11 protein-coding genes and 4 pseudogenes are annotated in these 22,926 nt (G+C 62.6%); 11 read left to right on the forward strand and 4 right to left on the reverse strand.

Annotation, left to right across the window (positions count from 1 at the left end):
* Positions 1–7: 7 nt before the first annotated feature.
* From JFV30_RS12315 to JFV30_RS12355, 9 genes and pseudogenes are all read left to right on the forward strand, one after another.
* Complete coding sequence (locus JFV30_RS12315) at positions 8–1,108, forward strand: DmpA family aminopeptidase (RefSeq protein WP_201123995.1); 1,101 nt, start codon at positions 8–10, stop codon at positions 1,106–1,108.
* A 364-nt stretch (positions 1,109–1,472) separates the two neighbouring features.
* Complete coding sequence (locus tag JFV30_RS12320) at positions 1,473–2,921, forward strand: serralysin family metalloprotease (RefSeq protein ID WP_010169402.1); 1,449 nt, start codon at positions 1,473–1,475, stop codon at positions 2,919–2,921.
* A gap of 74 nt (positions 2,922–2,995) precedes the next feature.
* Positions 2,996–3,363, forward strand: a pseudogene (locus JFV30_RS12325) (AprI/Inh family metalloprotease inhibitor).
* A gap of 104 nt (positions 3,364–3,467) precedes the next feature.
* The gene (locus tag JFV30_RS12330; RefSeq protein WP_201123998.1) at positions 3,468–5,219 is read left to right on the forward strand and encodes a type I secretion system permease/ATPase; all 1,752 of its coding nucleotides are present in this window, start codon (positions 3,468–3,470) and stop codon (positions 5,217–5,219) included.
* Positions 5,216–6,549: pseudogene (locus JFV30_RS12335) on the forward strand (HlyD family type I secretion periplasmic adaptor subunit). The gene JFV30_RS12330 and the pseudogene JFV30_RS12335 overlap by 4 nt, the downstream one beginning before the upstream one ends.
* Positions 6,550–6,551: 2 nt before the next feature.
* Positions 6,552–7,889 carry a TolC family outer membrane protein gene (locus tag JFV30_RS12340; protein ID WP_010169390.1) on the forward strand — a complete coding sequence of 446 codons (1,338 nt, stop codon included), beginning with the start codon at positions 6,552–6,554 and terminating at the stop codon, positions 7,887–7,889.
* Between the two features lie 216 nt (positions 7,890–8,105).
* On the forward strand, positions 8,106–11,063 hold the full coding sequence (gene eprS / locus JFV30_RS12345) for an autotransporter serine peptidase EprS (protein WP_201124000.1): 2,958 nt from the start codon (positions 8,106–8,108) through the stop codon (positions 11,061–11,063).
* A gap of 172 nt (positions 11,064–11,235) precedes the next feature.
* Positions 11,236–14,346, forward strand: a complete 3,111-nt coding sequence (locus tag JFV30_RS12350) for an autotransporter domain-containing protein (RefSeq protein WP_201124002.1) — start codon at positions 11,236–11,238, stop codon at positions 14,344–14,346.
* Between the two features lie 51 nt (positions 14,347–14,397).
* A pseudogene (locus tag JFV30_RS12355) lies at positions 14,398–15,827 on the forward strand (polyurethane esterase).
* Positions 15,828–15,956: 129 nt separating this feature from the next.
* Here the strand turns inward: JFV30_RS12355 and JFV30_RS12360 are convergent.
* Together JFV30_RS12360 and JFV30_RS12365 are read right to left on the reverse strand one after the other, a co-directional pair.
* Positions 15,957–16,226, reverse strand: a complete 270-nt coding sequence (locus JFV30_RS12360; RefSeq protein ID WP_169388349.1) for a hypothetical protein — start codon at positions 16,224–16,226, stop codon at positions 15,957–15,959.
* 137 nt (positions 16,227–16,363) lie between these two features.
* Positions 16,364–16,588, reverse strand: a complete 225-nt coding sequence (locus tag JFV30_RS12365; protein WP_201124004.1) for a YgdI/YgdR family lipoprotein — start codon at positions 16,586–16,588, stop codon at positions 16,364–16,366.
* 197 nt (positions 16,589–16,785) lie between these two features.
* On the opposite strand from JFV30_RS12365, the pseudogene JFV30_RS12370 reads away from it, so the two are divergent.
* A pseudogene (locus tag JFV30_RS12370) lies at positions 16,786–18,434 on the forward strand (VRR-NUC domain-containing protein).
* Positions 18,431–20,719, forward strand: coding sequence for an ATP-dependent DNA helicase (locus JFV30_RS12375; RefSeq protein WP_201124007.1), 2,289 nt, complete (start codon positions 18,431–18,433; stop codon positions 20,717–20,719). The pseudogene JFV30_RS12370 and the gene JFV30_RS12375 overlap by 4 nt, the downstream one beginning before the upstream one ends.
* Here JFV30_RS12375 and JFV30_RS12380 read toward each other — a convergent pair.
* Positions 20,679–21,887, reverse strand: a complete 1,209-nt coding sequence (locus tag JFV30_RS12380; RefSeq protein ID WP_201124009.1) for a serine hydrolase domain-containing protein — start codon at positions 21,885–21,887, stop codon at positions 20,679–20,681. The two genes, JFV30_RS12375 and JFV30_RS12380, sit on opposite strands and share 41 nt — an antisense overlap.
* Positions 21,888–21,946: 59 nt before the next feature.
* A complete protein-coding gene (locus JFV30_RS12385; RefSeq protein ID WP_201124011.1) occupies positions 21,947–22,906 on the reverse strand; it encodes an oxidoreductase in 960 nt (319 codons plus the stop codon).
* Positions 22,907–22,926: the final 20 nt, after the last annotated feature.

The raw sequence follows: 22,926 nt of genomic DNA on the forward strand, positions 1-22,926 counted from the left end.
AGTGGTTATGCGCGCACGTCAAATGGGCATTACGTTGGGACTGGGCACGCCCGGTGAGTTGAATGCCATCACCGACGTTCCAGGGGTACGGGTCGGCCACAGCACGCTCAAGACCCGTATCGACGGCAAACAGGTCCGTACCGGCGTGACGGCGATCCAGCCGCGGGCCGGCGCTGCACGGCACCAGCCCTGTTTTGCCGGCTACCACGTGCTCAACGGCAACGGCGATGCCACCGGCCTTGAGTGGATCAACGAGTCGGGGTTGTTGACCACGCCGCTGGCTATCACCAACACCCATAGCATCGGCATCGTGCGCGACACATTGATCGCCCTGGAGCGCGAAAGCCTGGCAGACCCGGCGGTGTACTGGTGCATGCCGGTGGTGATGGAAACCTACGACGGTTTGCTCAACGACATCTGGGGCCAGCACGTCGGCCCGGAGCATGTGCGCGAGGCGTTGGCCAACGCTGAAACCGGGCCGGTGGCGGAGGGCGCCGTGGGCGGTGGCACCGGGATGATCTGCCACGAGTTCAAGGGCGGCATTGGCACCGCGTCGCGGCGGCTGTCGGCGGAGCAGGGCGGCTGGACCGTGGGCGTGCTGGTGCAGGCCAACCATGGCAAACGCCAGGAGTTGCGGGTGGACGGTTACCCGGTGGGCCGGCAGTTGATGGACATCCCGTCACCGTTTGCCGATCGCGGTACACCCGGCATGGGCTCCATCGTGGTGATCATCGCCACCGATGCGCCGTTGTTGCCCCATCAATGCCAACGCCTGGCGCAGCGCGCGTCCATCGGCATTGCACGCACCGGCGGCGGCACCGAAGATTCCAGCGGGGACCTGTTCCTGGCGTTCGCCACCGGCAATCAGGATTTGCCGGTGGCCGATTACGGGCGCAAGGGGCTGCCCCTCAGCACGCGGTTGGACATGGTCAATAACGACCACATTTCGCCGTTGTTCAGCGCGGCGGCCGAGGCGGTGGAGGAAGCGATCATTAATGCGATTCTGGCCGGCGAAGAAATGACCACCGACCACGGTGTGCGGGTACCGGCACTGGATGCGCAGACACTCCTGCAGGCACTGCGCCAAACAGGCTGGCGCGATCAATAAATAGATTAAGTCTTGTCCCGGTAATACGGGACAAGTACTTAGATGGTGGCCATTCACTACTAACAATGACACGGTGACACTTTCTTAGTGCACCTCAATCAATACTTTGGATCCATTTCTCGCAAAACCACTTTAGCGGTATTTAATATTTAAATAGTTGTCTTTTTATAAGTCGCTACTAGCCAGCGTTTGCAGGAATTGTTCACCGCGCCATGTTTTGCCCTGCAAAAATAGCGCTGGACGAATGATTTCAAGTTGTGTCAGTTTTCTTTCGCCTTCAAAAGGGGCGAGTGATAGGACTTACTCGCCAGAGTGGGTTCTATCGGACAAAAACTGTTCCACTTGCAAACAAGGAAGTACGTTTATGTCAAAAGTAAAAGACAAAGCTATTGTATCGGCGGCTCAAGCAAGTACTGCCTATACGCAAATCGATAGCTTTAGCCATCAATATGACCGCGGCGGTAACCTCACGGTCAATGGCAAACCCTCGTTCACCGTTGACCAGGCCGCAGACCACCTGCTGCGTGAGAACGCCGCGTATCGGGACGTGGATGGCAACGGCAAGATCGACCTCACCTACACCTTCCTGACTTCGGCTTCCAACGCGACCATGAACAAACATGGGATCACCGGGTTCAGCCAGTTCAACACCCAGCAGAAAGCACAGGCCGTACTGGCCATGCAATCCTGGGCGGATGTGGCCAATGTCACCTTCACCGAGAAAGCCTCGGGCGGTGATTTCCACATGACCTTCGGCAACTACAGCGGCGGCCAGGACGGCGCAGCAGCCTTTGCCTACCTGCCGGGCACTAACGCCAAGTACAACGAAAGCGGCCTTGATGGCACCTCCTGGTACCTGACCAACAGCAGCTACACGCCGAACAAAACCCCGGACCTGAACAACTATGGCCGGCAGACCCTGACCCACGAAATCGGCCACACCCTGGGCCTGGACCACCCTGGCGACTACAACGCCGGGACCGGCAACCCTTCGTACAAAGACGCGGACTATGGACAGGACACGCGTGGCTACAGCGTCATGAGTTACTGGAGCGAGAGCAACACCAACCAGAACTTCAGCAAAGGCGGGGTAGAGGCTTACTCGTCCGGCCCGCTGATCGACGACATCGCCGCGATCCAGAAGCTCTACGGCGCCAACTACAACACCCGCGCCGGCGACACCACCTACGGCTTCAACTCCAACACCGGGCGTGATTTCCTCAGCGCCACTTCATCGGCCGACAAGCTGGTGTTCTCGGTGTGGGACGGTGGTGGCAACGACACCCTGGACTTCTCCGGTTTTACCCAAAACCAGAAGATCAACCTCAATGAGACCTCGTTCTCCGACGTTGGCGGCCTGGTGGGCAACGTTTCCATCGCCAAGGGCGTGACCGTGGAGAACGCTTTCGGCGGCTCGGGCAACGACCTGCTGATCGGTAACGCCGCCGCCAACATCCTCAAGGGCGGTGCCGGCAACGACATCATCTACGGCGGTGGCGGGGCAGACCAGTTGTGGGGCGGCGCAGGTTCGGACACTTTCGTGTTCGGTTCCAGCTCGGATTCCAAGCCGGGTGCGGCCGACAAGATCTTCGACTTCACCTCGGGTTCGGACAAGATCGACCTCACCGGCATCACCAAAGGTGCAGGCCTGACCTTCGTCAATGCCTTCACCGGTCACGCTGGCGATGCGGTGCTGTCCTACGCCTCGGGCACCAACCTGGGCACCTTGGCCGTGGACTTCTCCGGGCACGGAGTGGCGGATTTCCTCGTCACCACCGTCGGCCAGGCAGCGGTCAGCGACATCGTGGCCTGATACACGGGTAAAGGAGGGCGGCGCGCATGCGCTGCCCTCTGCCCTTGCATCCACCCCTTGAACGGGCGATGGTGATGACGTTATTTCGCACTACAGTGGCCTGGTGTTTCCAGGCATTGCTTATGTCGGCAGGAGCCTCAGCAATGGCAAGCAGTCTGGTTTTACCTACATCGGCGCAACTGGCCGGGCATTGGGCGCTGCACCAGCAGGAACAGGTGTGCGCGCTGGATTTGATCGAACAAGCCAACGCGCTCGGCGGTGATGTAGCGTGCGCCGGACAATGGCTGGGGAAGCGCCCGTTAGTTGGACGCCGACTCCCGACGGTATTTGGTTGATGAATGCCGAAGGCACGGGCATTACACATTTGAATCGCCAGAAAGAAGGCGAATATGAAGGACGCTCCAAATCTGGCGCGGTGTTGTTATTACAACGCGCACCTTAATAGTTCGTTATAACGATATAACCCGACTTTAATGTTTGCCCGCCCTTTAATGGGGCGCCGGGCAAACTATTGCGCGTCATTCGGCTCAGGGAAGATCAGGCAACATGGCGAAGACCACTCCCGTTGCACCACTGTTTAAAGCACTCGGTGATTACAAAAGTATTCTGATCAGTATTGGCTGCTTCACTGCATTGATTAACGTATTGATGCTGGTGCCGTCGATTTATATGTTGCAAGTCTACGACCGCGTGCTGTCGTCCCAGAACGAAACCACCCTGGTGATGTTGACGCTGATGGTGGTGGGCTTCTTCGCGTTTATCGGCGTGCTGGAGGTGATCCGCAGCTTTATCGTGATTCGCATCGGTAGCCAGTTGGAACGGCGTTTCAACCTGCGGGTGTACAAGGCCGCCTTCGAGCGCAACCTGCAACGGGGCGAGGGCCACGGCGGCCAATCCCTGGGGGATTTGACCCACATCCGCCAGTTCATCACCGGGCCTGCACTGTTCGCGTTTTTCGATGCGCCGTGGTTTCCGATTTATCTGTTTGTGATCTTCCTGTTCAACGTGTGGCTAGGGGTGTTGGCCAGCGCCGGGGCCGTGCTGCTGATCGGGCTGGCGTGCCTCAACGAGTACCTGACCAAAAAGCCCCTGGGCGAAGCCAGCGGGTATTCCCAGCAATCCACGCAATTGGCTACCAGCCACCTGCACAACGCCGAAACCATCCAGGCCATGGGCATGCTGGGGGCGTTGCGCAAGCGCTGGTTCAAGGTGCATTCGCAGTTTCTGGGCTTGCAAAACAAGGCCAGCGACACCGGCTCGATCATCAGCTCCCTGAGTAAATCCCTGCGCCTGTGCCTGCAATCACTGGTGCTGGGCCTGGGCGCATTGCTGGTGATCAAGGGCGACATGACCGCCGGGATGATGATCGCCGGTTCGATCCTGATGGGCCGGGTATTGAGCCCCATCGACCAGTTGATTGCCGTGTGGAAGCAATGGAGCTCGGCCAAGCTGGCCTACCAGCGCCTCGACAACCTGATGCGCGAGTTCCCGCCCCAGGGCGAACAGATGGCCTTGCCGGCGCCCAAGGGCCAGGTGAGTTTCGAGCAGGTCAGCGCCGGCCCGCCCGGGCGGCGTGTGCCGACCTTGCATCAGGTCAGCTTCAACCTGGCGGCCGGTGAAGTGCTCGGCGTGCTGGGCGCCTCGGGCTCCGGCAAGTCGACCCTGGCCCGTGTGCTGGTGGGCGTGTGGCCCACCCTGGCGGGCACCGTGCGCCTGGACGGTGCTGACATCCATCGCTGGGACCGTGACGACCTCGGCCCGCATATCGGCTATCTGCCCCAGGACATCGAGCTGTTCAGCGGCAGCATCGCCGACAACATCGCACGCTTTCGCGAAGCCGACCCGCAGTTAGTGGTGCAGGCCGCCCAGCAAGCCGGCGTGCACGAACTGATCCTGCGTTTGCCCCACGGCTACGACACCGTGCTCGGCGACGAAGGCAGCGGCCTGTCCGGTGGCCAGAAACAACGGGTCGCCCTGGCCCGCGCGTTGTATGGCGGCCCGCGGCTGATCGTACTGGATGAGCCCAACTCCAACCTCGACACCGTGGGCGAAGCCGCCCTGGCCAGCGCGATCATGCAGATGAAGGCCCAGGGCAGCACGGTGGTGCTGGTGACGCACCGCTCCTCGGCGTTGGCCCAGGCCGACAAACTGCTGGTGCTCAACGAGGGCCGCTTGCAGGCGTTCGGACCCAGCCAGGACGTGCTGCGGGCTCTGTCCGGCCAGCAGGAAGCACCGCGAGAAAAGGCCGGGGTCAGCCTCAGCCGTCAGTATCAAGCCGGAAGGAATCCAGGCGCATGAGCAGCGACAGCAGCATTCAAATCAACCGCAATTACGAACAGGCTCACCCCGAACATGGCGCACGTTTCTTTGCCCGCATGGGCTGGCTGCTGACGGTGGTCGGCGCCGGTGGTTTCTTCCTGTGGGCCAGCCTGGCGCCGCTGGACCAGGGCATTCCGGTGCAGGGCACCGTGGTGGTCTCGGGCAAGCGCAAGGCCGTGCAAACCCTGAGCCCCGGTGTGGTCAGCCGGATCCTGGTGCGTGAAGGCGAGGCAGTGAAGCAGGGCCAGCCGCTGTTCCGCCTCGACCAGACGCAAAACCAGGCTGACGTGCACTCCCTGCAAGCCCAGTACCGCATGGCCTGGGCCAGCGTGGCGCGGTGGCAGAGTGAGCGTGATAACCAGTCGACGATCACCTTTCCGGCGGAACTGAGTGGCAACCCGGATCAAGCCCTGGCCTTGGTTCTGGAAGGCCAGCGCCAATTGTTCAGCAGCCGCCGCGAAGCCTTTGCCCGGGAACAGGCCGGGATTCGCGCGAATATCGAGGGCGCCACCGCCCAACTCAACGGCATGCGCCGCGCCCGCAGTGACCTGACCGCCCAGGCCCAATCCCTGCGCGACCAGTTGAACAACCTGCAACCCTTGGCCGACAACGGCTACATCCCGCGCAACCGGCTGATGGAGTACCAGCGGCAGCTGTCCCAGGTGCAACAGGACCTGGCGCAGAACACCGGCGAAAGCGGGCGGGTGGAGCAGGGCATTCTTGAATCGCGGCTCAAGCTGCAGCAGCACAGCGAGGAGTACCAGAAGGAAGTCCGCAGCCAACTGGCCGACGCGCAACTGCGCAGCCTGACCCTGGAGCAGCAACTGACCTCCGCGGGGTTCGACCTGCAGCACAGCGAGATCAACGCCCCGGCCGATGGCATCGCGGTCAACCTGAGCGTGCACACCGAAGGCGCCGTGGTGCGTGCCGGTGAAACCCTGCTGGAAATCGTGCCCCAGGACACCCGACTGGAAGTGGAAGGGCGCTTGCCGGTGCACCTGGTGGACAAGGTCGGCACCCATTTGCCAGTGGACATCCTGTTCACCGCCTTCAACCAGAGCCGCACGCCCCGGGTGCCGGGGAGGTGAGCCTGATCTCTGCCGACCAGATGCTCGACGAAAAAACCGGCATGCCGTACTACGTGCTGCGTACCACCGTCAGCAGCAGCGCCCTGGAGAAACTCCATGGCCTGGTGATCAAGCCAGGCATGCCCGCCGAGATGTTTATCCGCACCGGCGAGCGCTCCTTGCTCAACTACCTGTTCAAGCCGCTGCTGGACCGCGCCGGCTCGGCGTTGACCGAGGAATGAACATGAAACCGATGTTCATCGCCTTGCTACTCGCCTGCAGCAGCGCCCAGGCCGCCATGGGTCCGTTTGATGTCTACGAACAGGCCCTGCGCAACGACCCGGTGTTCCTCGGCGCCATCAAGGAACGTGACGCCGGCCTGGAAAACCGCACCATTGGCCGCGCCGGCCTGCTGCCCAAGCTGTCGTACAACTACAACAAGGGCCGCAACAACTCCCAGGCCACCTTGCCGGACGGGCGCGGCGGCAATTATCACGACGACCGCAACTACAACAGCTACGGCTCTACCTTCACCCTGCAACAGCCGCTGTTCGACTACGAAGCCTATGCCAACTACCGCAAGGGTGTGGCCCAGGCGCTGTTTGCCGACGAGAGTTTTCGCGACAAGAGCCAGGCGTTGCTGGTGCGGGTGCTGACCTATTACACCCAGGCCTTGTTTGCCCAGGACCAGATCGACATTGCCCGCGCCAAAAAGAAGGCGTACGAGCAGCAGTTCCAGCAGAACCAGCATTTGTTCCAACAAGGCGAAGGCACCCGTACCGATATCCTCGAAGCCGAATCCCGTTATGAGCTGGCCACCGCCGAAGAAATCCAGGCGCTGGATGAGCAGGACGCCTCGCTGCGGGAGCTGGGTGCGCTGATCGGCGTGCAGAGCGTCAACATCAACGACCTGGCGCCACTGAACCCGGGGTTTGCCGCCTTCACCCTGACGCCGGCCAACTACGACACCTGGCACGAACTCGCCCTGACCAACAACCCGACCCTGGCCTCGCAACGCCAATCCCTGGAAGTGGCGCGCTATGAAGTGGAGCGCAACCGGGCCGGGCATATGCCACGGGTAACGGCCTATGCCAGTTCGCGGCAGCAGGAATCCGACAGCGGCAACACCTACAACCAGCGCTACGACACCAACACCATTGGCGTGGAGATCAGCATGCCGCTGTATGCCGGTGGCGGGGTCTCGGCCTCCACCCGCCAGGCCAGCCGCGCCATGGAACAGGCCGAGTACGAGCTGGAAGGCAAGACCCGCGAAACCCTGATCGAACTGCGTCGCCAGTTCAGTGCGTGCCTGTCGGGCGTCAGCAAGCTGCGCGCCTACCAGAAGGCCCTGACCTCGGCCGAAGCGCTGGTGGTGTCGACCAAGCAAAGCATCCTCGGCGGCGAGCGGGTCAACCTCGATGCGCTGAACGCCGAACAGCAGCTGTACAGCACCCGTCGCGACCTGGCCCAGGCGCGCTACGACTACCTGATGGCCTGGACCAAATTGCATTACTACGCAGGCAACTTGCGCGACACCGACCTGGCCAAGGTGGATGAGGCGTTTGGCCCTATGAGCCGCTGATGCCTGGATGAGTATTGCTGGGTGCAGGGAGCTTGTTGTGGTGGAGGGAGCTTGCTGTGGCGAGGGAGCTTGCTCCCGCTGGAGTGCGCAGCGCTCCCGCTTTTTTTGGGGCCGCTACGCAGCCCAGCGGGAGCAAGCTCCCTCGCCACCGAAGCTCCCTCGCCACAGGAGGCAGCCTCGCTACAGGTATTTCAACAATAAGAAAAAGGACTCTTCATGATCACCGATTCACCTCGCTTCAAACCCTTCACCGCAGGCTCCTTGCTGCTGCTGTCCGTGGCGGCCCACGGGCAGTACCTCGAAGCCGGCAAACCGGGCGATCCCGCCAGTTGGCGTTCGGCCGAGTTCCAGAGCGACTGGGGCCTGGACCGGATGAAAGCCAACGAGGCCTACGCGGCCGGCATCACCGGCAGTGGCGTCAAGATCGGCGCGCTGGACTCGGGTTTTGACCCCAACCATCCCGAAGCCTCAAAAGACCGTTATCACGCGGTCACCGCCAGCGGAACCTACGTCGATGGCCGCCCGTTCAACACCACCGGCGCCCTCAACCCCAACAACGACTCCCACGGCACCCATGTGACCGGCACCATGGGCGCGGCCCGTGATGGCGTGGGCATGCACGGCGTGGCGTACAACGCGCAGATCTACGTCGGCAACACCAACGCCAACGACAGTTTCCTGTTTGGCCCCACACCGGACCCCCAGTACTTCAAGGCGGTGTACAGCGCCCTGGTGGATTCCGGCGTGCGTGCGATCAACAACAGCTGGGGCAGCCAACCCAAGGATGTCAGCTACCAGACCCTGGGCGACCTGCACGCGGCCTATGCCCAGCACTACAACCAGAACACCTGGCTCGACGCCGCCGCCGATGTGGCCAAGGCCGGGGTGATCAACGTGTTCAGCGCCGGCAACAGCGGCTATGCCAATGCCAGCGTGCGTTCGGCCTTGCCGTATTTCCAGCCTGGGCTGGAAGGCCACTGGCTGGCGGTGTCGGGCCTGGACAAGGCGAATAACCAGAAATACAACCAGTGTGGCATCGCCAAGTACTGGTGCATTTCCACGCCGGGAGCGTTGATCAACAGCACCATTCCCGAGGGCGGCTACGGGGTGAAATCCGGCACCTCGATGTCGGCACCCCACGCCACCGGCGCACTGGCACTGGTGATGGAACGCTACCCATACCTGAACAACGAGCAGGCCTTGCAGGTGTTGTTGACCACGGCCACCCAGCTTAATGGCGCGGTCACTGACGCACCCACCACACAGGTCGGCTGGGGCGTGCCGGACCTGGGCCGGGCGATGCACGGGCCTGGGCAGTTGCTGGGCCCCATGACGGTCACGCTGGCGGCCGGGCAGGGCGATGTGTGGAGTAACGCGATCTCCGACAAGGCGTTGATCCAGCGTCAGGCCGAAGACAGCGCCGAAACCCTGGCCTGGCAGCAAACCCTGCGCGACAAGGGCTGGGAAAACGGCGTGGGAGCCGGTGCCAGTCAGCAGGACCAGACCGACTACGCCGTTGGCACCGCCCGGGCGGCGGCAGCGGCCCAGCGTATCTACGAAGGCAGCCTGACCAAATCCGGCGTGGGCAGCCTGATCCTGACGGGTGACAATACCTACCGTGGCCCCACCACCGTGAATGGCGGCCGGTTGGCGGTGAACGGCTCACTGACCTCTGCGGTGACGGTCAATGAGAGCGGCACCTTGGGCGGCTCCGGTCGCATCGCCGCGTTGCAGGTGAATAACGGCGGCACCGTGGCGCCGGGCAATTCCGTGGGCACCTTGCAGGTGGCCGGGGATGTGAACCTCGCCGCCGGCTCCACCTACGCAGTCGAACTCACACCCACCCGCAGCGACCAGATCGTCGCCACCGGCAAGGCTACCCTCGGCGGCGGCACCGTGACCCTGGCCCTGGAAAACAGCCCGACCCTGCTCAGCCAGCAGGAGGCCGAGCGCCTGGTGGGGCGTCAGTACACCATCCTGCAGGCGGCGGGCGGAATCCAGGGCCAGTTCGGTGCCGTGTTGCCCAACTACCTGTTCCTGGGCGGCACGCTGGACTATGCCGCCAACGGCGTGCAACTGGCCATTGCCCGCAGTGACGCGAGTTTTGCCAGTGTCGGCGCCAGCCGTAACCAGCGCTCGGTGGCGGCCGCCGCCGAGCAATTGGGCGCCGGCAACCCGGTGTATGAAAGCATCCTGCGCTCGGACTCACTGGCCACAGCACAACAGGGCTTCCAGCAACTCTCCGGGGAAATCTACCCGGCCATCGGCACGATGTTGATCAATGACAGCCGCCAGGTACGTGACGCCGTGGGCGAGCGCCTGCGCCATACGCCGCTGGCCGGTGAAAGCAACGTGTGGGTCAAGGCGCTCGGCAGTTGGGGCAAGACCGACAGCCGCAGCGAAACCGCGGGCTACACCAGCTCCCTGGGCGGCATGCTGGCCGGTGTCGACGGCGCCCTGGACGAGCAGACCCGCGTTGGCCTGGTGGCCGGTTACAGCGACAGCTCCCTGAACATGGGCAGCGGCACCCATTCCTCGGCGTCCATCGACAGCTACCACCTCGGCGCTTATGCCGGGCATGAGCTGGGCAACTGGCGCCTGAGCGTCGGTGGCGCCTACAGCTGGCATCGCGGGGATGTGAAACGCGACTTGCAGTACGGCGAGGTCAGCGGCAAGCAGAAGGCCAAGCTGGATGCACGCAGCGCCCAGGTATTTACCGAGGCAGCCTACCGCTTGAACGTGCCAGCGGTAGCGCTGGAGCCGTTCGCCAACCTGGCTTACGTGCACCTGGACAACGAACGCTTTCACGAGAAAGGCGACGCCGCCGCACTGGCGCGTGGCAGTGACAGCCGCGACGCGGTGCTGAGCACCCTGGGCCTGCGGGCGTCGAAAACCCTGGCCCTCAATGACCGGCAGCAACTGGACGTTTCGGGTTCGTTGGGCTGGCAGCACAGCCTGAGCGCCGTCGAATCCGAGGAGCACCTGGCGTTTGTCGCCGGTGGGCCGTCGTTCGCGGTGCAAAGCTCGCCGCTGATGCGCGATGCGGCGCTGGTAGGGGTGCAGGCCAGCCTGGCGTTGAGCAAAAGCACGCGGGTCAACCTCGACTACACGGGCCAGTTGGCTGGTCGGGAGAAAATCCAGGGCGTGGGGTTGAGCCTGAACTGGCAGTTCTGAACCCGACGCAAGTCAACTGTGGGAGCGGGCTTGCTCGCGAATGCGGTGTGTCAGTCGACTCACCTTTAACTGAGCCACCGCATTCGCGAGCAAGCCCGCTCCCACATTGGGTCGGCGACGCCTGGAAGACATGTGATTTACACAAGTGCAATAAAAACTAAGGAAGGTCACCGTGAAAACAACAAAACGAGGGTTTCAATCCGCCATCCCGACAGGCCCGGGCTACCCGCTCAAGGCCCTGAGTGGCGTGCCATACGGCGCGTTGCTGTGTTGCCTGGCCAGCCTGGGTACCGCCCAGGCCGCACCCTACGTCGAAACCGGGAAACTGGGGGACGCTGCCAGTTGGCGCAGCAATGAGTTCAAGGCCGATTGGGGCCTGGGCGCCGTGCATGCAGACGCTGCCTACGCCGCCGGCTACACCGGCAAGGGCGTGAAGCTGGGGATCTTCGACCAGCCCGTGTACGCCCAGCACCCGGAATTCGCCAGCCCCGGCAAAGTGGTCACGATCGTGACCGAGGGCATCCGCCAATACACCGACCCGTACATCCCGGTGAAGGCCGGGGATGCCTTTCGCTACGACGGCACGCCGTCCCTGGGCTCCAACGGCAAGCTCGGCAACCACGGCACCCACGTCGGCGGCATTGCGGCGGGTAATCGCGATGGCGGGCCGATGCATGGCGTGGCGTTCGATGCGCAAATCATCAGTGCCGAAAACGGTGACCCGGGCCCCGAAGACGGGATCATCCTGGGCAACGACGGCGCGGTCTACAAAGCCGGTTGGGACGCGTTGGTGGCCAGCGGTGCGCGCATTATCAACAACAGCTGGGGCATTGGGATTGGTGACCAGTACGCCAAGGGCGGGCGTGATCCGGCGTTCCCCAACTTCACGGTCAATGAGGCCCAGGCCCAGTTCAATAACATCCGGCCGATCCTCGGGACGATCGCCGGCGGTGCCTATCAGGGAGCGATCGATGCGGCCCGCAGCGGTGTGCTGACGATCTTCGCCGCCGGTAACGACTACAACCGCAATAACCCGGACGCGATTTCGGGCCTGGCCTACTTCGTGCCGGAGATCGCACCCAACTGGTTGTCGGTGGCGGCCTTGCAGCAGAACCCCGACACCGCCAGTGCCGACCCGTACGTGATCAGCACCTTCTCCTCTCGCTGCGGTTATGCCGCGAGCTTTTGCGTCGCGGCGCCCGGCACCAAGATCTACAGCTCGGTGATCAACGGCACCACCCTGGAAAACCTGACCACCGACTACGCCAACTTCAACGGCACCTCCATGGCGGCGCCCCATGTGGCCGGCAGTGCGGCGGTGTTGATGGAGCGCTTCCCGTACATGAGCGGCGACCAGATTTCCACGCTGCTCAAGACCACCGCGACCGACCTCGGCGCACCGGGCATCGACTCGCTGTACGGCTGGGGCATGATCAACCTGGGCAAGGCCATCAACGGCCCGGGGATGTTTGTGACGGCTGAGGATATTCCGGCCGAGTTTCGAATCGACGGCGCCTACGGCTCCGGCCAATTCGTCGCGGAGCTGCCAGGGATGGGCGCCGTGGTGGATGCCGGTAAACCGACCCAGCGCCTTTGCACCGATGTGCATTGCGGGCTGGACGTGTGGAGCAACGACATCGCCGGGCATGGCGGCCTGACCAAGCAGGGCATTGGCGCGCTGGTGCTGACCGGCACCAGCACCTACAGCGGCCCGACCCTGGTCAACCAGGGGTTGCTGGCAATCAATGGTTCGATCACCTCGAACGTCACCGTGGGCAGCAGCGGGGTAGTGGGTGGTTCCGGGCACATCGGTTCACTCATCGCCAACAGCGGCGGTACCGTGGCGCCGGGCAATTCCATTGGCACGCTGAACGTGGCGGGGGATGTGAGCTTCGCAGCCGGCTCCACCTATGCGGTGGAGCTGTCGGCCACCAACAGTGATCGCATTGTCGCCGGTGGCAAGGCCACCCTCAGCGGCGGCACGGTGACCCTGGCCCTGGAAAACAGCCCGACATTGCTGACCCAGACCCAGGCCGAAAGCCTGATCGGGCGCCAGTACAACATCCTTCAGGCCGCCGGCGGCATTACTGGCAGCTTCGGTTCGGTGCTGCCCAACTACCTGTTTCTCGGCGGCACCCTGAACTATGCCGCCAACGGTGTGCAACTGGATGTGGCGCGCAACGCCAACACCTTCGCCAGCGTGGCGGCCACCCCGAATCAACGCTCGGTGGCAGCTGCTGCCGAACAGTTGGGCGCCGGTAACGCTGTGTATGAAAGCCTGTTGTCGGCGCCGAATGCGGCGTCGGCCCAGGGTGCATTCCAGCAGCTGTCCGGGGAAATCTACCCGGCGCTGGAGACCGCGCTGGTCAATGACAACCGCTACCTGCGCGAAGCCGTGGGCGAGCGTTTGCAGCAAGGCGAAATGGGCGCATTGACCGAGACTATCGACAGTCGCGGCAACGTTTGGGTCAAGGCCCTCGGCGCCTGGGGCAAGACCGACAGCCGCAGCGACACGGCAGGCTACACCACCTCCATCGGCGGCATGCTGGCGGGTGTGGACGGCGCGCTGGACGAAGACACCCGTTTGGGCCTGGTGGCGGGCTACAGCGACACGTCGCTGAACATGGGCAGTGACACCCACTCCCGCGCATCGGTCGACAGCTATCACCTGGGTGCCTATGCCGGGCACGAGATCGGCGCCTTGCGTTTGAGCGGGGGCGCAACCTACAGCTGGCACCGCGCCGATGTGAAGCGCGAGCTGCAATACGGTGAAGTCGCCGGCAAGCAAAAAGCCAAGGTCGATGCCCGCAGTACCCAGGTGTTTACCGAAGCGGCGTATCGCCTGAACTTGCAACCCCTTGCCCTGGAACCGTTCGCCAGCCTGGCGTATGTGCACCTGGATGCCGACGGGTTTACCGAGAAGGGTGATGCGGCGGCGTTGAAGGGCGGGGATGACAGCCGCGACCTGGTGTTGAGCACCCTGGGCGTAAGGGCGCTGAAAACCTTGAACGTGAGCGATCACCAGCAACTGGAGCTTTCCGGCACGCTGGGCTGGCAGCACAACCTGAGCAGCGTCGACTCCGAACGCCACCTGGCGTTTGCGTCGGGCAGCCCGTCGTTCTCCGTGGAAAGTTCGCCGATGGTGCGTGATGCGGCGCTGGTGGGCGCACGGGTCAGCCTGGCGCTGAGCAAGGACGCGAAGGTGAATCTTGATTACAACGGCCTGCTGGCCAGCAAGGAGAAAGTCCATGGCGTCGGCTTGAGCCTCGACTGGGCGTTCTGAAATACCGTTGTTTGGCTTTCTCGACAATTCCAACAAAAGAGAGGCAATACCATGGGTGTCTTTGACTATAAAAACCTCGGGACCGAGGGCTCCAAAGCGTTGTTCGCCGATGCCATGGCGATCACGTTGTACTCCTACCACAACCTGGATAACGGCTTCGCCGTGGGCTACCAGCACAACGGTTTTGGCCTGGGGCTGCCGGCGACCCTGGTGGGCGCGTTGCTGGGCAGTACCGATTCCCAAGGGGTGATTCCGGGGATTCCCTGGAACCCCGACTCGGAAAAGGCCGCCCTTGATGCGGTGCACAAGGCCGGCTGGACGCCCATCAGCGCCAGCACCCTGGGCTACGGCGGCAAGGTGGATGCCCGGGGCACGTTCTTCGGTGAAAAAGCCGGCTATACCACCGCTCAGGTGGAAGTGCTGGGCAAGTACGATGGTGACGGCAAGTTGCTGGAAATCGGCATCGGTTTTCGCGGCACTTCCGGCCCCCGGGAAACCCTGATCAGTGATTCCATCGGCGATTTGGTCAGTGACCTGCTGGCGGCGCTGGGGCCGAAGGATTACGCGAAAAACTACGCGGGCGAAGCCTTTGGCACCTTGCTCAAGGATGTCGCGGCGTATGCCGGCAGCCATGGGTTGACGGGCAAGGACGTGGTGGTCAGCGGCCATAGCCTGGGTGGCCTGGCGGTCAACAGCATGGCCGACTTGAGCGGCAATAAATGGTCGGGGTTCTACAAGGATTCCAACTACGTGGCCTACGCCTCGCCGACCCAGAGTGCCGGCGACAAGGTGCTGAACATCGGGTATGAAAATGACCCGGTATTTCGTGCCCTGGACGGTTCGTCGTTCAATTTCTCGTCCCTGGGCGTGCACGACAAGCCCCATGAGTCGACCACCGACAATATCGTCAGCTTCAACGATCACTATGCGTCGACGCTGTGGAATGTCCTGCCGTTTTCCATCGTCAATGTGCCGACCTGGATCTCCCATTTGCCCACGGCGTATGGGGATGGCTTGACGCGGGTGCTGGACTCGCAGTTCTACGACCTGACCAGCCGGGACTCGACGATTATCGTGGCCAACCTGTCGGACCCGGCCCGCGCCAATACCTGGGTGCAGGACCTTAACCGCAACGCCGAGCCCCACAAGGGCAACACGTTCATCATCGGCAGTGACGGTGATGACCTGATTCAGGGCGGCAAGGGCGTGGACTTCATCGAGGGCGGCAAGGGCAATGACACGATCCGCGACAACAGTGGGCATAACACCTTTCTGTTCGGAGGGCAGTTTGGGCAGGACCGGGTGATCGGCTATCAGCCCACCGACAAGCTGGTGTTCCGGGATGTGGAGGGCAGTGCTGACTGGCGTGATCACGCCAAGGTGGTGGGGGCGATACGGTGCTGAGTTTTGGCGCGGACTCGGTAACGCTGGTGGGGGTTGGACTGGCCGGGTTGTGGGGCGATGGAATTTCCATCAGCTAAATAGCGCTGCTGTTGTGGCGAGGGAGCTTGCTCCCGCTGGACTGCGCAGCAGGCCGATTTTGGGTCCGCTTCGCGGCCCAGCGGGAGCAAGCTCCCTCGCCACGGGGTTAATCAGCGTCTGGGGAGGGGTTATCTCCAGTAGTGGCCGTGGTTCCAGTACGGGCGATGGGGTTGGCCATAGCCGTAGCCGTAGTAATGACCGCGTGGCCAGTAGCCTCGCGGGCCGTAGCCATAACCCCAGTGGCCGTAGTAGCCGGGAGGAGGCGGTTGCACGATCACCACGCGCGCTGGCGCCTGGCGGATGATGAGGGTGTCGGCAAACACCGGCGTACTCGCCAGCGCAGCCCACATCACGGGAATGAGTAGCAGAGCGCGCACCGCTCGGGACATGAATGCCATGGCCATGGTTCTCCGTCGTACCGCTTTCGAAGATGAAGGCGGTTGATCGGTTAAACGCGGGAGCGGGGGAAATCCTTCGGTAAAATTTTGTTTATTTTGCCCAAGCCAAAAAAAACCGCGCATTTGCGCGGTTTTCTTTACTTCTCCTTGATCACGGTCGCGACGTCGGCGGCCTTGACCCGCACGTGCTTGCCGGCGATGTCGGTGAATTCGTAGAAACCATCCGCAGTCTTCGCGTTCGGCACATCCCTGGTCAAATATTGGGTGCCGTTCTGCAACGTCACTACGGTTTGCGTGGAGCAACCGGCCAATACCAGCATCGTCAACATACCCAGTGCCAGACCCAAATTCTTCATGCTCATAACCCTTACCCTGACCCTTCGAAAACCCCGCGCCTGAGCGGTCGGGGGAGACACATTTAATGTGGCTGACAGCCATCTGATCATTATTACGCAAAAAGTTGCGTGTGCCTTTGATCTATTACCGATTGCAACAGCCGGCCGGGGACGGCACTCTGTATGCATAACCAGTGTTTGATCCAGCGCCTGAAGTGCCTGAAATGTCCAATCCCCTAGAAGATCCGCTCTATTACCTGCATAACTTCCGCCAAGTGCTCGACTGGCTGGGGCAGCGTTATGCCGATTTGCTGGCCCCTGACGAAGAGCATTTCATTCAGCAATTTGACAGCTTGCCGCAAGCGTCCCAGGCCTTGCTGGTGCGTATGGTGATGCGCAAGGGCGTGCATTTTCGCGCTGGCAAGCTCAACTATGTCGAGATCGGCGCAGTGCAGGAGGCGGTGGTGCCGTTGCTCGAGCAGGGCTGGGTGAGCGATCAGTGCCTGGTGTCGTTTGAAGAGCTGTTCGGCCTGTTGCAGAAAGCCGAAATCCTCGTGGCGTTCAAACCCTGGATCGAGCAACCCAAGGCCAGGAAGTCTGACTGGCTGGCGGTGCTGTCAGCGCAGTTCTGCGAAGCGCGCTGCTTCCAGGATTGGTGCCCGGACGTAGCCGATCAACTCTACAGCCTGACGGTGATGGACCTGTGCGACCGCCTGCGCCTGATGTTCTTTGGCAATCTGTACCAGGACTGGTCGGAGTTTGTGCTGGCAGACCTGGGGATTTTCACTTACGAGAAAGTCGAGTTCTGCGACGAGTCCCGCGGCTTGCGCAGCCGTGACGATGTGCAAGGTTTCCTGTTCCTGCACCAATGCCAGCAGGCTTTTGAAGCGGGTGAGGCGTTGGACGTGGTACTGGAAAACATCACCACCCTGCACACTGACAACCCCTGGCTGGAAAAGCGCCGGGCCAAGCTGTTGTTTCAGGTGGGCCAGTACTGCGAGCGCAGTGCCGAGCTGGCCGTGGCCGAGGCGATCTACCGGGGCTGCGCTTATCCTGGCGCCCGAGCCCGATTGATTCGGGTGCTGGAACGCCAGGAAGACTACGCCCAGGCGATGCTGCTGGCCCGTGAGGCGCAGGTGGCACCCGAGAGCGCCGCCGAGCAGCAGCATCTGTTGCGAGTGATCCCCAGGCTGCGGCGCAAACTCGGCGAACCGGCGATACCCAAGGCAAAGCCCCGCGAGATCGTGCGCCTGGACCTTGAGCTGCCGGCCCCGGAGCCGCTGATGTCGGTGGAGTATTGCGTGCAGGCGCACCTGAGCGACCACGGCGCGCCGGTGCATTACGTCGAGAACAGCCTGATCAATTCGTTGTTCGGCCTGCTGTGCTGGCCGGCGATTTTTGCGCCGTTGCCGGGCTCTTTTTCCACCCGTTCCAGCGCGGCCCGGTGGACCTGCACAGCGAGGATTTTCATCAGCGGCGTGCCGAGCTGTTTGCCGCATGCCTGGATCAACTGGGCGATGAGCGCTACAAGACCACCATCCGCCAGCGGTACATCGACAAATGGGGCATCCAGTCACCCTTCGTGTTCTGGAACGTTCTCAGCGAAGAGCTGCTGGACCAGGCACTCGACTGCCTGCCCGCCGCGCACCTGCGTCACTGGTTCGAGCGCCTGCTGCTGGATATCCGCGCCAATCGTGCCGGCATGCCCGACCTGATCCAGTTCTGGCCCGAGGAAAAAACCTACCGCATGATCGAAGTCAAAGGCCCCGGTGATCGCCTGCAGGACAACCAATTGCGCTGGCTGGAGTTCTGCGGCGAGCACCAGATGCCCGTGACGGTGTGTTATGTGCGCTGGGCGGAGCAGCAAGCTTGAGCTACAGCGTCGCAGTGCGTGCGCTATGTGAGTTCACCGCCAAGGTCGGCGACCTCGACTTGCGGTTTACCCCGTCCCCCAGCGCCCAGGAGGGCATTGTCGGCCACCGCACCGTGGCGTCGCGGCGCAGCGCCCACTACCAGAACGAAGTTGCGCTGGAGGGCGAATACCGGCAGTTGAAAGTCCGGGGCAGGGCAGATGGCTACGACCCGGACCGCAACCAGCTGGAAGAAGTGAAAACCTATCGCGGCGACCTGGACAAGCAGCCGGCCAACCACCGCCAACTGCACTGGGCCCAGGTCAAGGTGTACGGCTGGCTGATGTGCCAGAAGCTCGGGTTATCGGAGATTGTGCTGGCGCTGGTGTACTTCGACATCGTTGGCGAGCACGAAACCCTCTTGAGCCAACCCTTCCAGGCCGCCGACCTGGAACACTTCTTCAACCAGCAATGCGCGTTGTTCCTCGGGTGGGCCGAACAGGAAATGCGTCAGCGCGAAGCCCGCAACGCCGCAGCGGCGGCCCTGGGCTTTCCCCATGCGGCGTTTCGCCCGGGCCAGCGCTCCCTGGCAGAAACGGTCTACAAGGCCGTCAGCACCGGCCGTTGCCTGATGGCCCAGGCGCCTACCGGGATTGGCAAGACCGTCGGCACGATTTTTCCGATGCTCAAGGCCCTGGCGCCGCAGCAACTGGACAAGGTGTTCTTTCTCACGGCCAAGACCCCCGGCCGCAAATTGGCGCTGGACGCCGCGCAAGTGCTCTATGACAGCAGCCCGGAGCTGCCGCTGCGGGTGCTGGAACTGGTCGCGCGGGACAAGGCCTGCGAACACCTCGACAAAGCCTGTCACGGTGACTCATGCCCTTTGGCCAAGGGCTTTTACGACCGCCTGCCCGCCGCCCGCCAGGCCGCTTCGCAGGTGCGCCTGCTGGACCAGCGCAACCTGCGGGACGTCGCCCTGGCCCATGACGTGTGCCCCTATTACCTGAGCCAGGAAATGGCGCGCTGGACCGACGTGGTGGTTGCCGACTACAACTACTACTTCGATTTCGGCGCCATGCTGTTCGGCCTGGCCCAGCTCAACCAGTGGCGGGTGACGGTGCTGGTGGATGAAGCCCATAACCTGGTGGAACGCGGCCGTTCGATGTACAGCGCCGCCCTCGATCAGTACAGCCTCAAGACGTTGCGTGACACCGCCCCGGAACCGCTCAAGAAGTCCTTGCAGCGCCTGAACCGAGAGTGGAACGCCTTGCACAAAGAACAAGTCGCGCCGTATCAGGCCTATGCCCGCAAACCCGAGAAACTGCTGCAAGCGTTGAGCCTGTGCACCAGCGCCATGGGCGAGTATTTCAACGATCACCCCGAAGCGCTTAATGGCGACCTGCAGGCCTTTTACTTCGAGGCGTTGCAGTTCGCCAAGGTCGCCGAACTGTTCAACGAACACTTCATTTTCGACATCAGCAAGCGCGAACTCAGCGGCAAACGCAGCTCATCCAATCTGTGCCTGCGCAACGTAGTGCCCGCCGAGTTCATTCGCCCGCGATTGACGGCGGCCCGCAGCAGCGTGCTGTTTTCCGCCACCCTGAGCCCGCGGCATTACTACGCGGACTTGCTCGGAATGCCGCCCGACACGGCCTGGGTCGATGTGGAGTCGCCGTTCAAGGCCGAGCAATTGCAGGTGCATATCGTCGACCGGATCTCCACCCGGTTCGTGCATCGCCAGGCGTCCCTGGAACCCATCGTCGAGCTGATCGCCACACAGTTTGCGCAGGCGCCGGGCAACTACCTGGCGTTTTTCAGCAGCTTCGATTATTTGCAGCAAGTGGCGCAATTGTTGGCCGAACGGCACCCGCACATCCCGCTGTGGCAGCAATCACGGGGCATGGCCGAGGCCGAGCGCCAGGCGTTTCTCGACCAGTTCACCCAGCACAGCCAGGGCATCGGTTTTGCCGTACTGGGCGGTGCATTCGGCGAAGGCATTGACCTGCCGGGAACGCGACTGATCGGTGCGTTTATCGCCACCCTGGGCCTGGCACAACTGAACCCGGTGAATGAGCAGCTCAAAGTGCGGATGGGCGCGATTTTCGGCGCCGGTTACGACTACACCTACCTGTACCCGGGCATTCAGAAGGTGGTGCAGGCCGCGGGCCGGGTGATTCGCAGCCAGCAGGACCGCGGCGTGGTGATGCTGATCGATGACCGTTTTGGCGAAGCCCGAGTGCGGCAGTTGTTGCCACGCTGGTGGTCGATCACTGCGGCGGATACACCGCGTCCCGCAACTGGTGGGTGAACAGCCCGGACATGCCTTCGTACGCGGTATTGGTCAATGCGACCACTGTGAGCTTTTGCTGCGGGTCGACAAACCAGCTGTGACCGTAGGCACCGCCCCATTCAAAGGTGCCACGGGATTGCGGCGTGCCCGTCAGCGCCGGGTCATTCAGCACCGCCCAACCGTAACCGAACCCCCAACCCGGGCCCTGGGTTTGCGCCATGGCGCCGACCTGATCGGTGACCATCAACTGCACGCTGTGCGCGGACAGGATCGGTGCGCCGCCCTGGCGAATGGTTTCCAGGAACCGCGCAATATCACTTGCCGTCCCGGCCATGCCGGCGCCGCCGGAAGGGTAGGCACGGGGATCAAGAATCCGCCGCACATCAAACAGCGCGGTGCTGTTGCCCGAGGTGATGGTGGCCTTGTCGACCATACGCAACGGCTGCGGTGATCCATCCTGATACGCGGCGGCCAGCCGCGTGAGGTCGGTCACGGCAAACCCGGTATCGCGCAGGCCCAGAGGCCCGGTCACCGACTCATGGAGCAATTCCGGCAAGCGCTGGCCCGACGCTTTTTCCAGCACCGCACCCAGCACATCGGTGGCCATCGAATACTGCCAGCCGGTACCCGGCGGGTAACTCAAGGGCACGCTGGCGATGCGCTTCAGGTTCTCGGCAAAGCTGATTTCCGGCTCGCCCAAACCATCGGAAACCCCGGCGGTGCGGTAGGGTCCGTGCGGGCTTTCCAGAAAACCGTAGCTGAGGCCGGCGGTGTGGTTGAGCAATTGGCTGACGGTGATCACCGGGGTGGTGCCATCCGCCAGCTTGGGATTGAAGTCGGGCAGCCAGCGGCTGACCGGATCGTCCAGGCCCAGGCGGCCTTGTTCCACCAGGTGCATCGCGGCGGCGGAGACCAGCGGCTTGGTGACCGATGCCAGGCGAAAGATCGTGTCCTCCGTCATCGGCCGCCCGGCTTCCCGGTCCGCCAACCCGGCAGCACGGTGGTAAACCAACTGCCCATCCCGCAGCACCAGCACCACTGTGCCCACCAGGCGCTTGTCGGCAATGGCGCTGTCGACTACCGCATCCACCCGTTGCGCGAGCAGCGGGTCCTGGCTGTCGGCGCAGGCGAGGGTAGTGCAAAGCGAGGCGGCGAAGGCCACAAGGTGTCTGGTAGACGGCTGCATGGGTCAGGCTCTCTCATCGGTAGTGCATGACCAACAAATATGAACACAAGGGCCCCAAACTACAACGAGACACTGCACAGTTGCTGACTCAGTCCCCACAAACGTTCGGCTTGCTCCGGGTCGACGGCCCAAGCCCGTACTCCGTTACGCCGGGAGTCATCCTGCGACGGCGCAGCCACATCGCAATCTTCGCAGTAGACTCCGCCCAGACCCTCTAGTTGCGGGCTGACGGCGCACCATACCGACGTTGCGGCGCCTTGCTCGGGGCTCTTGTAGTGACTGGCGCGACGGATATTGCCTTGGTCATCCAGGGCACCGACGAACGCCAGGTCGTCCTTGTTCAAATAGCGGATCAAGTCAGTGAGAATTTCCCCAGGATGCACGGAGAATGCGCGCACACCATCAGCTATACCGCGTCGGTCGAGCGCTACCGCGAACAGCGCGTTGGCGGTTTTTGATTGGCCATAGGCGAGCCACTTGTCATAGGGGCGGCGCTCGAATTGCGGGTCCTCGAAGTGCACAGGGCTGAGCCGATGGCCGAGGGACGACACCGAAACCACCCGTGCCCCGCGGGCCTGGCACAGCGCCGGCCACAGCCTTGCGGTGAGCTGGAAGTGGCCCAGGTGGTTGGTAGCGAACTGAGCTTCGAGGCCTCGTGCATCCCGTTGCAGTGGCGTGGCCATGATTCCGGCGCTATTGATCAGCAGGTCCAATGCCCGCCCGCTGGATAGAAAGTTTTCGGCAAAGCGATCAATTGAGGTCGGGTCGAGTAAATCGAGGCTGGTATGTTCAACGCCGATAATGCCCGCAAGATTGCGTTCGGCCTTTTGAGGATCCCGTGCGGGAACGATCACCTGTGCACCGGCGTTGGACAGCACGCGAACAGTTTCCAGGCCAATGCCGGAATAGCCGCCAGTGACGATCACAGTCTTGCCAAGCAAGTCGCAGGCCGCCAAGGCTTGCAGGGCGGTAGTGCAGGCGTTGAAGCCGCTGCCAACCGGGATTTGTTTTTCAGTCATGAAAGATCTCCTTAAGGGAG

It is taken from the genome of Pseudomonas sp. TH32 (assembly GCF_016650855.1).
GTDB lineage: Bacteria > Pseudomonadota > Gammaproteobacteria > Pseudomonadales > Pseudomonadaceae > Aquipseudomonas.

What these genes read in the sequence shown, in the direction of transcription:
- JFV30_RS12315 (WP_201123995.1), top strand. Translation starts at nt 8, where the DNA reads ATGCGCGCACGTCAAATGGGCATTACGTTGGGACTGGGCACGCCCGGT.
- JFV30_RS12320 (WP_010169402.1), top strand. Translation starts at nt 1,473, where the DNA reads ATGTCAAAAGTAAAAGACAAAGCTATTGTATCGGCGGCTCAAGCAAGT.
- JFV30_RS12330 (WP_201123998.1), top strand. Translation starts at nt 3,468, where the DNA reads ATGGCGAAGACCACTCCCGTTGCACCACTGTTTAAAGCACTCGGTGAT.
- JFV30_RS12340 (WP_010169390.1), top strand. Translation starts at nt 6,552, where the DNA reads ATGAAACCGATGTTCATCGCCTTGCTACTCGCCTGCAGCAGCGCCCAG.
- eprS (WP_201124000.1), top strand. Translation starts at nt 8,106, where the DNA reads ATGATCACCGATTCACCTCGCTTCAAACCCTTCACCGCAGGCTCCTTG.
- JFV30_RS12360 (WP_169388349.1), bottom strand. Translation starts at nt 16,226, where the DNA reads ATGGCATTCATGTCCCGAGCGGTGCGCGCTCTGCTACTCATTCCCGTG.
- JFV30_RS12365 (WP_201124004.1), bottom strand. Translation starts at nt 16,588, where the DNA reads ATGAGCATGAAGAATTTGGGTCTGGCACTGGGTATGTTGACGATGCTG.
- JFV30_RS12380 (WP_201124009.1), bottom strand. Translation starts at nt 21,887, where the DNA reads ATGCAGCCGTCTACCAGACACCTTGTGGCCTTCGCCGCCTCGCTTTGC.
- JFV30_RS12385 (WP_201124011.1), bottom strand. Translation starts at nt 22,906, where the DNA reads ATGACTGAAAAACAAATCCCGGTTGGCAGCGGCTTCAACGCCTGCACT.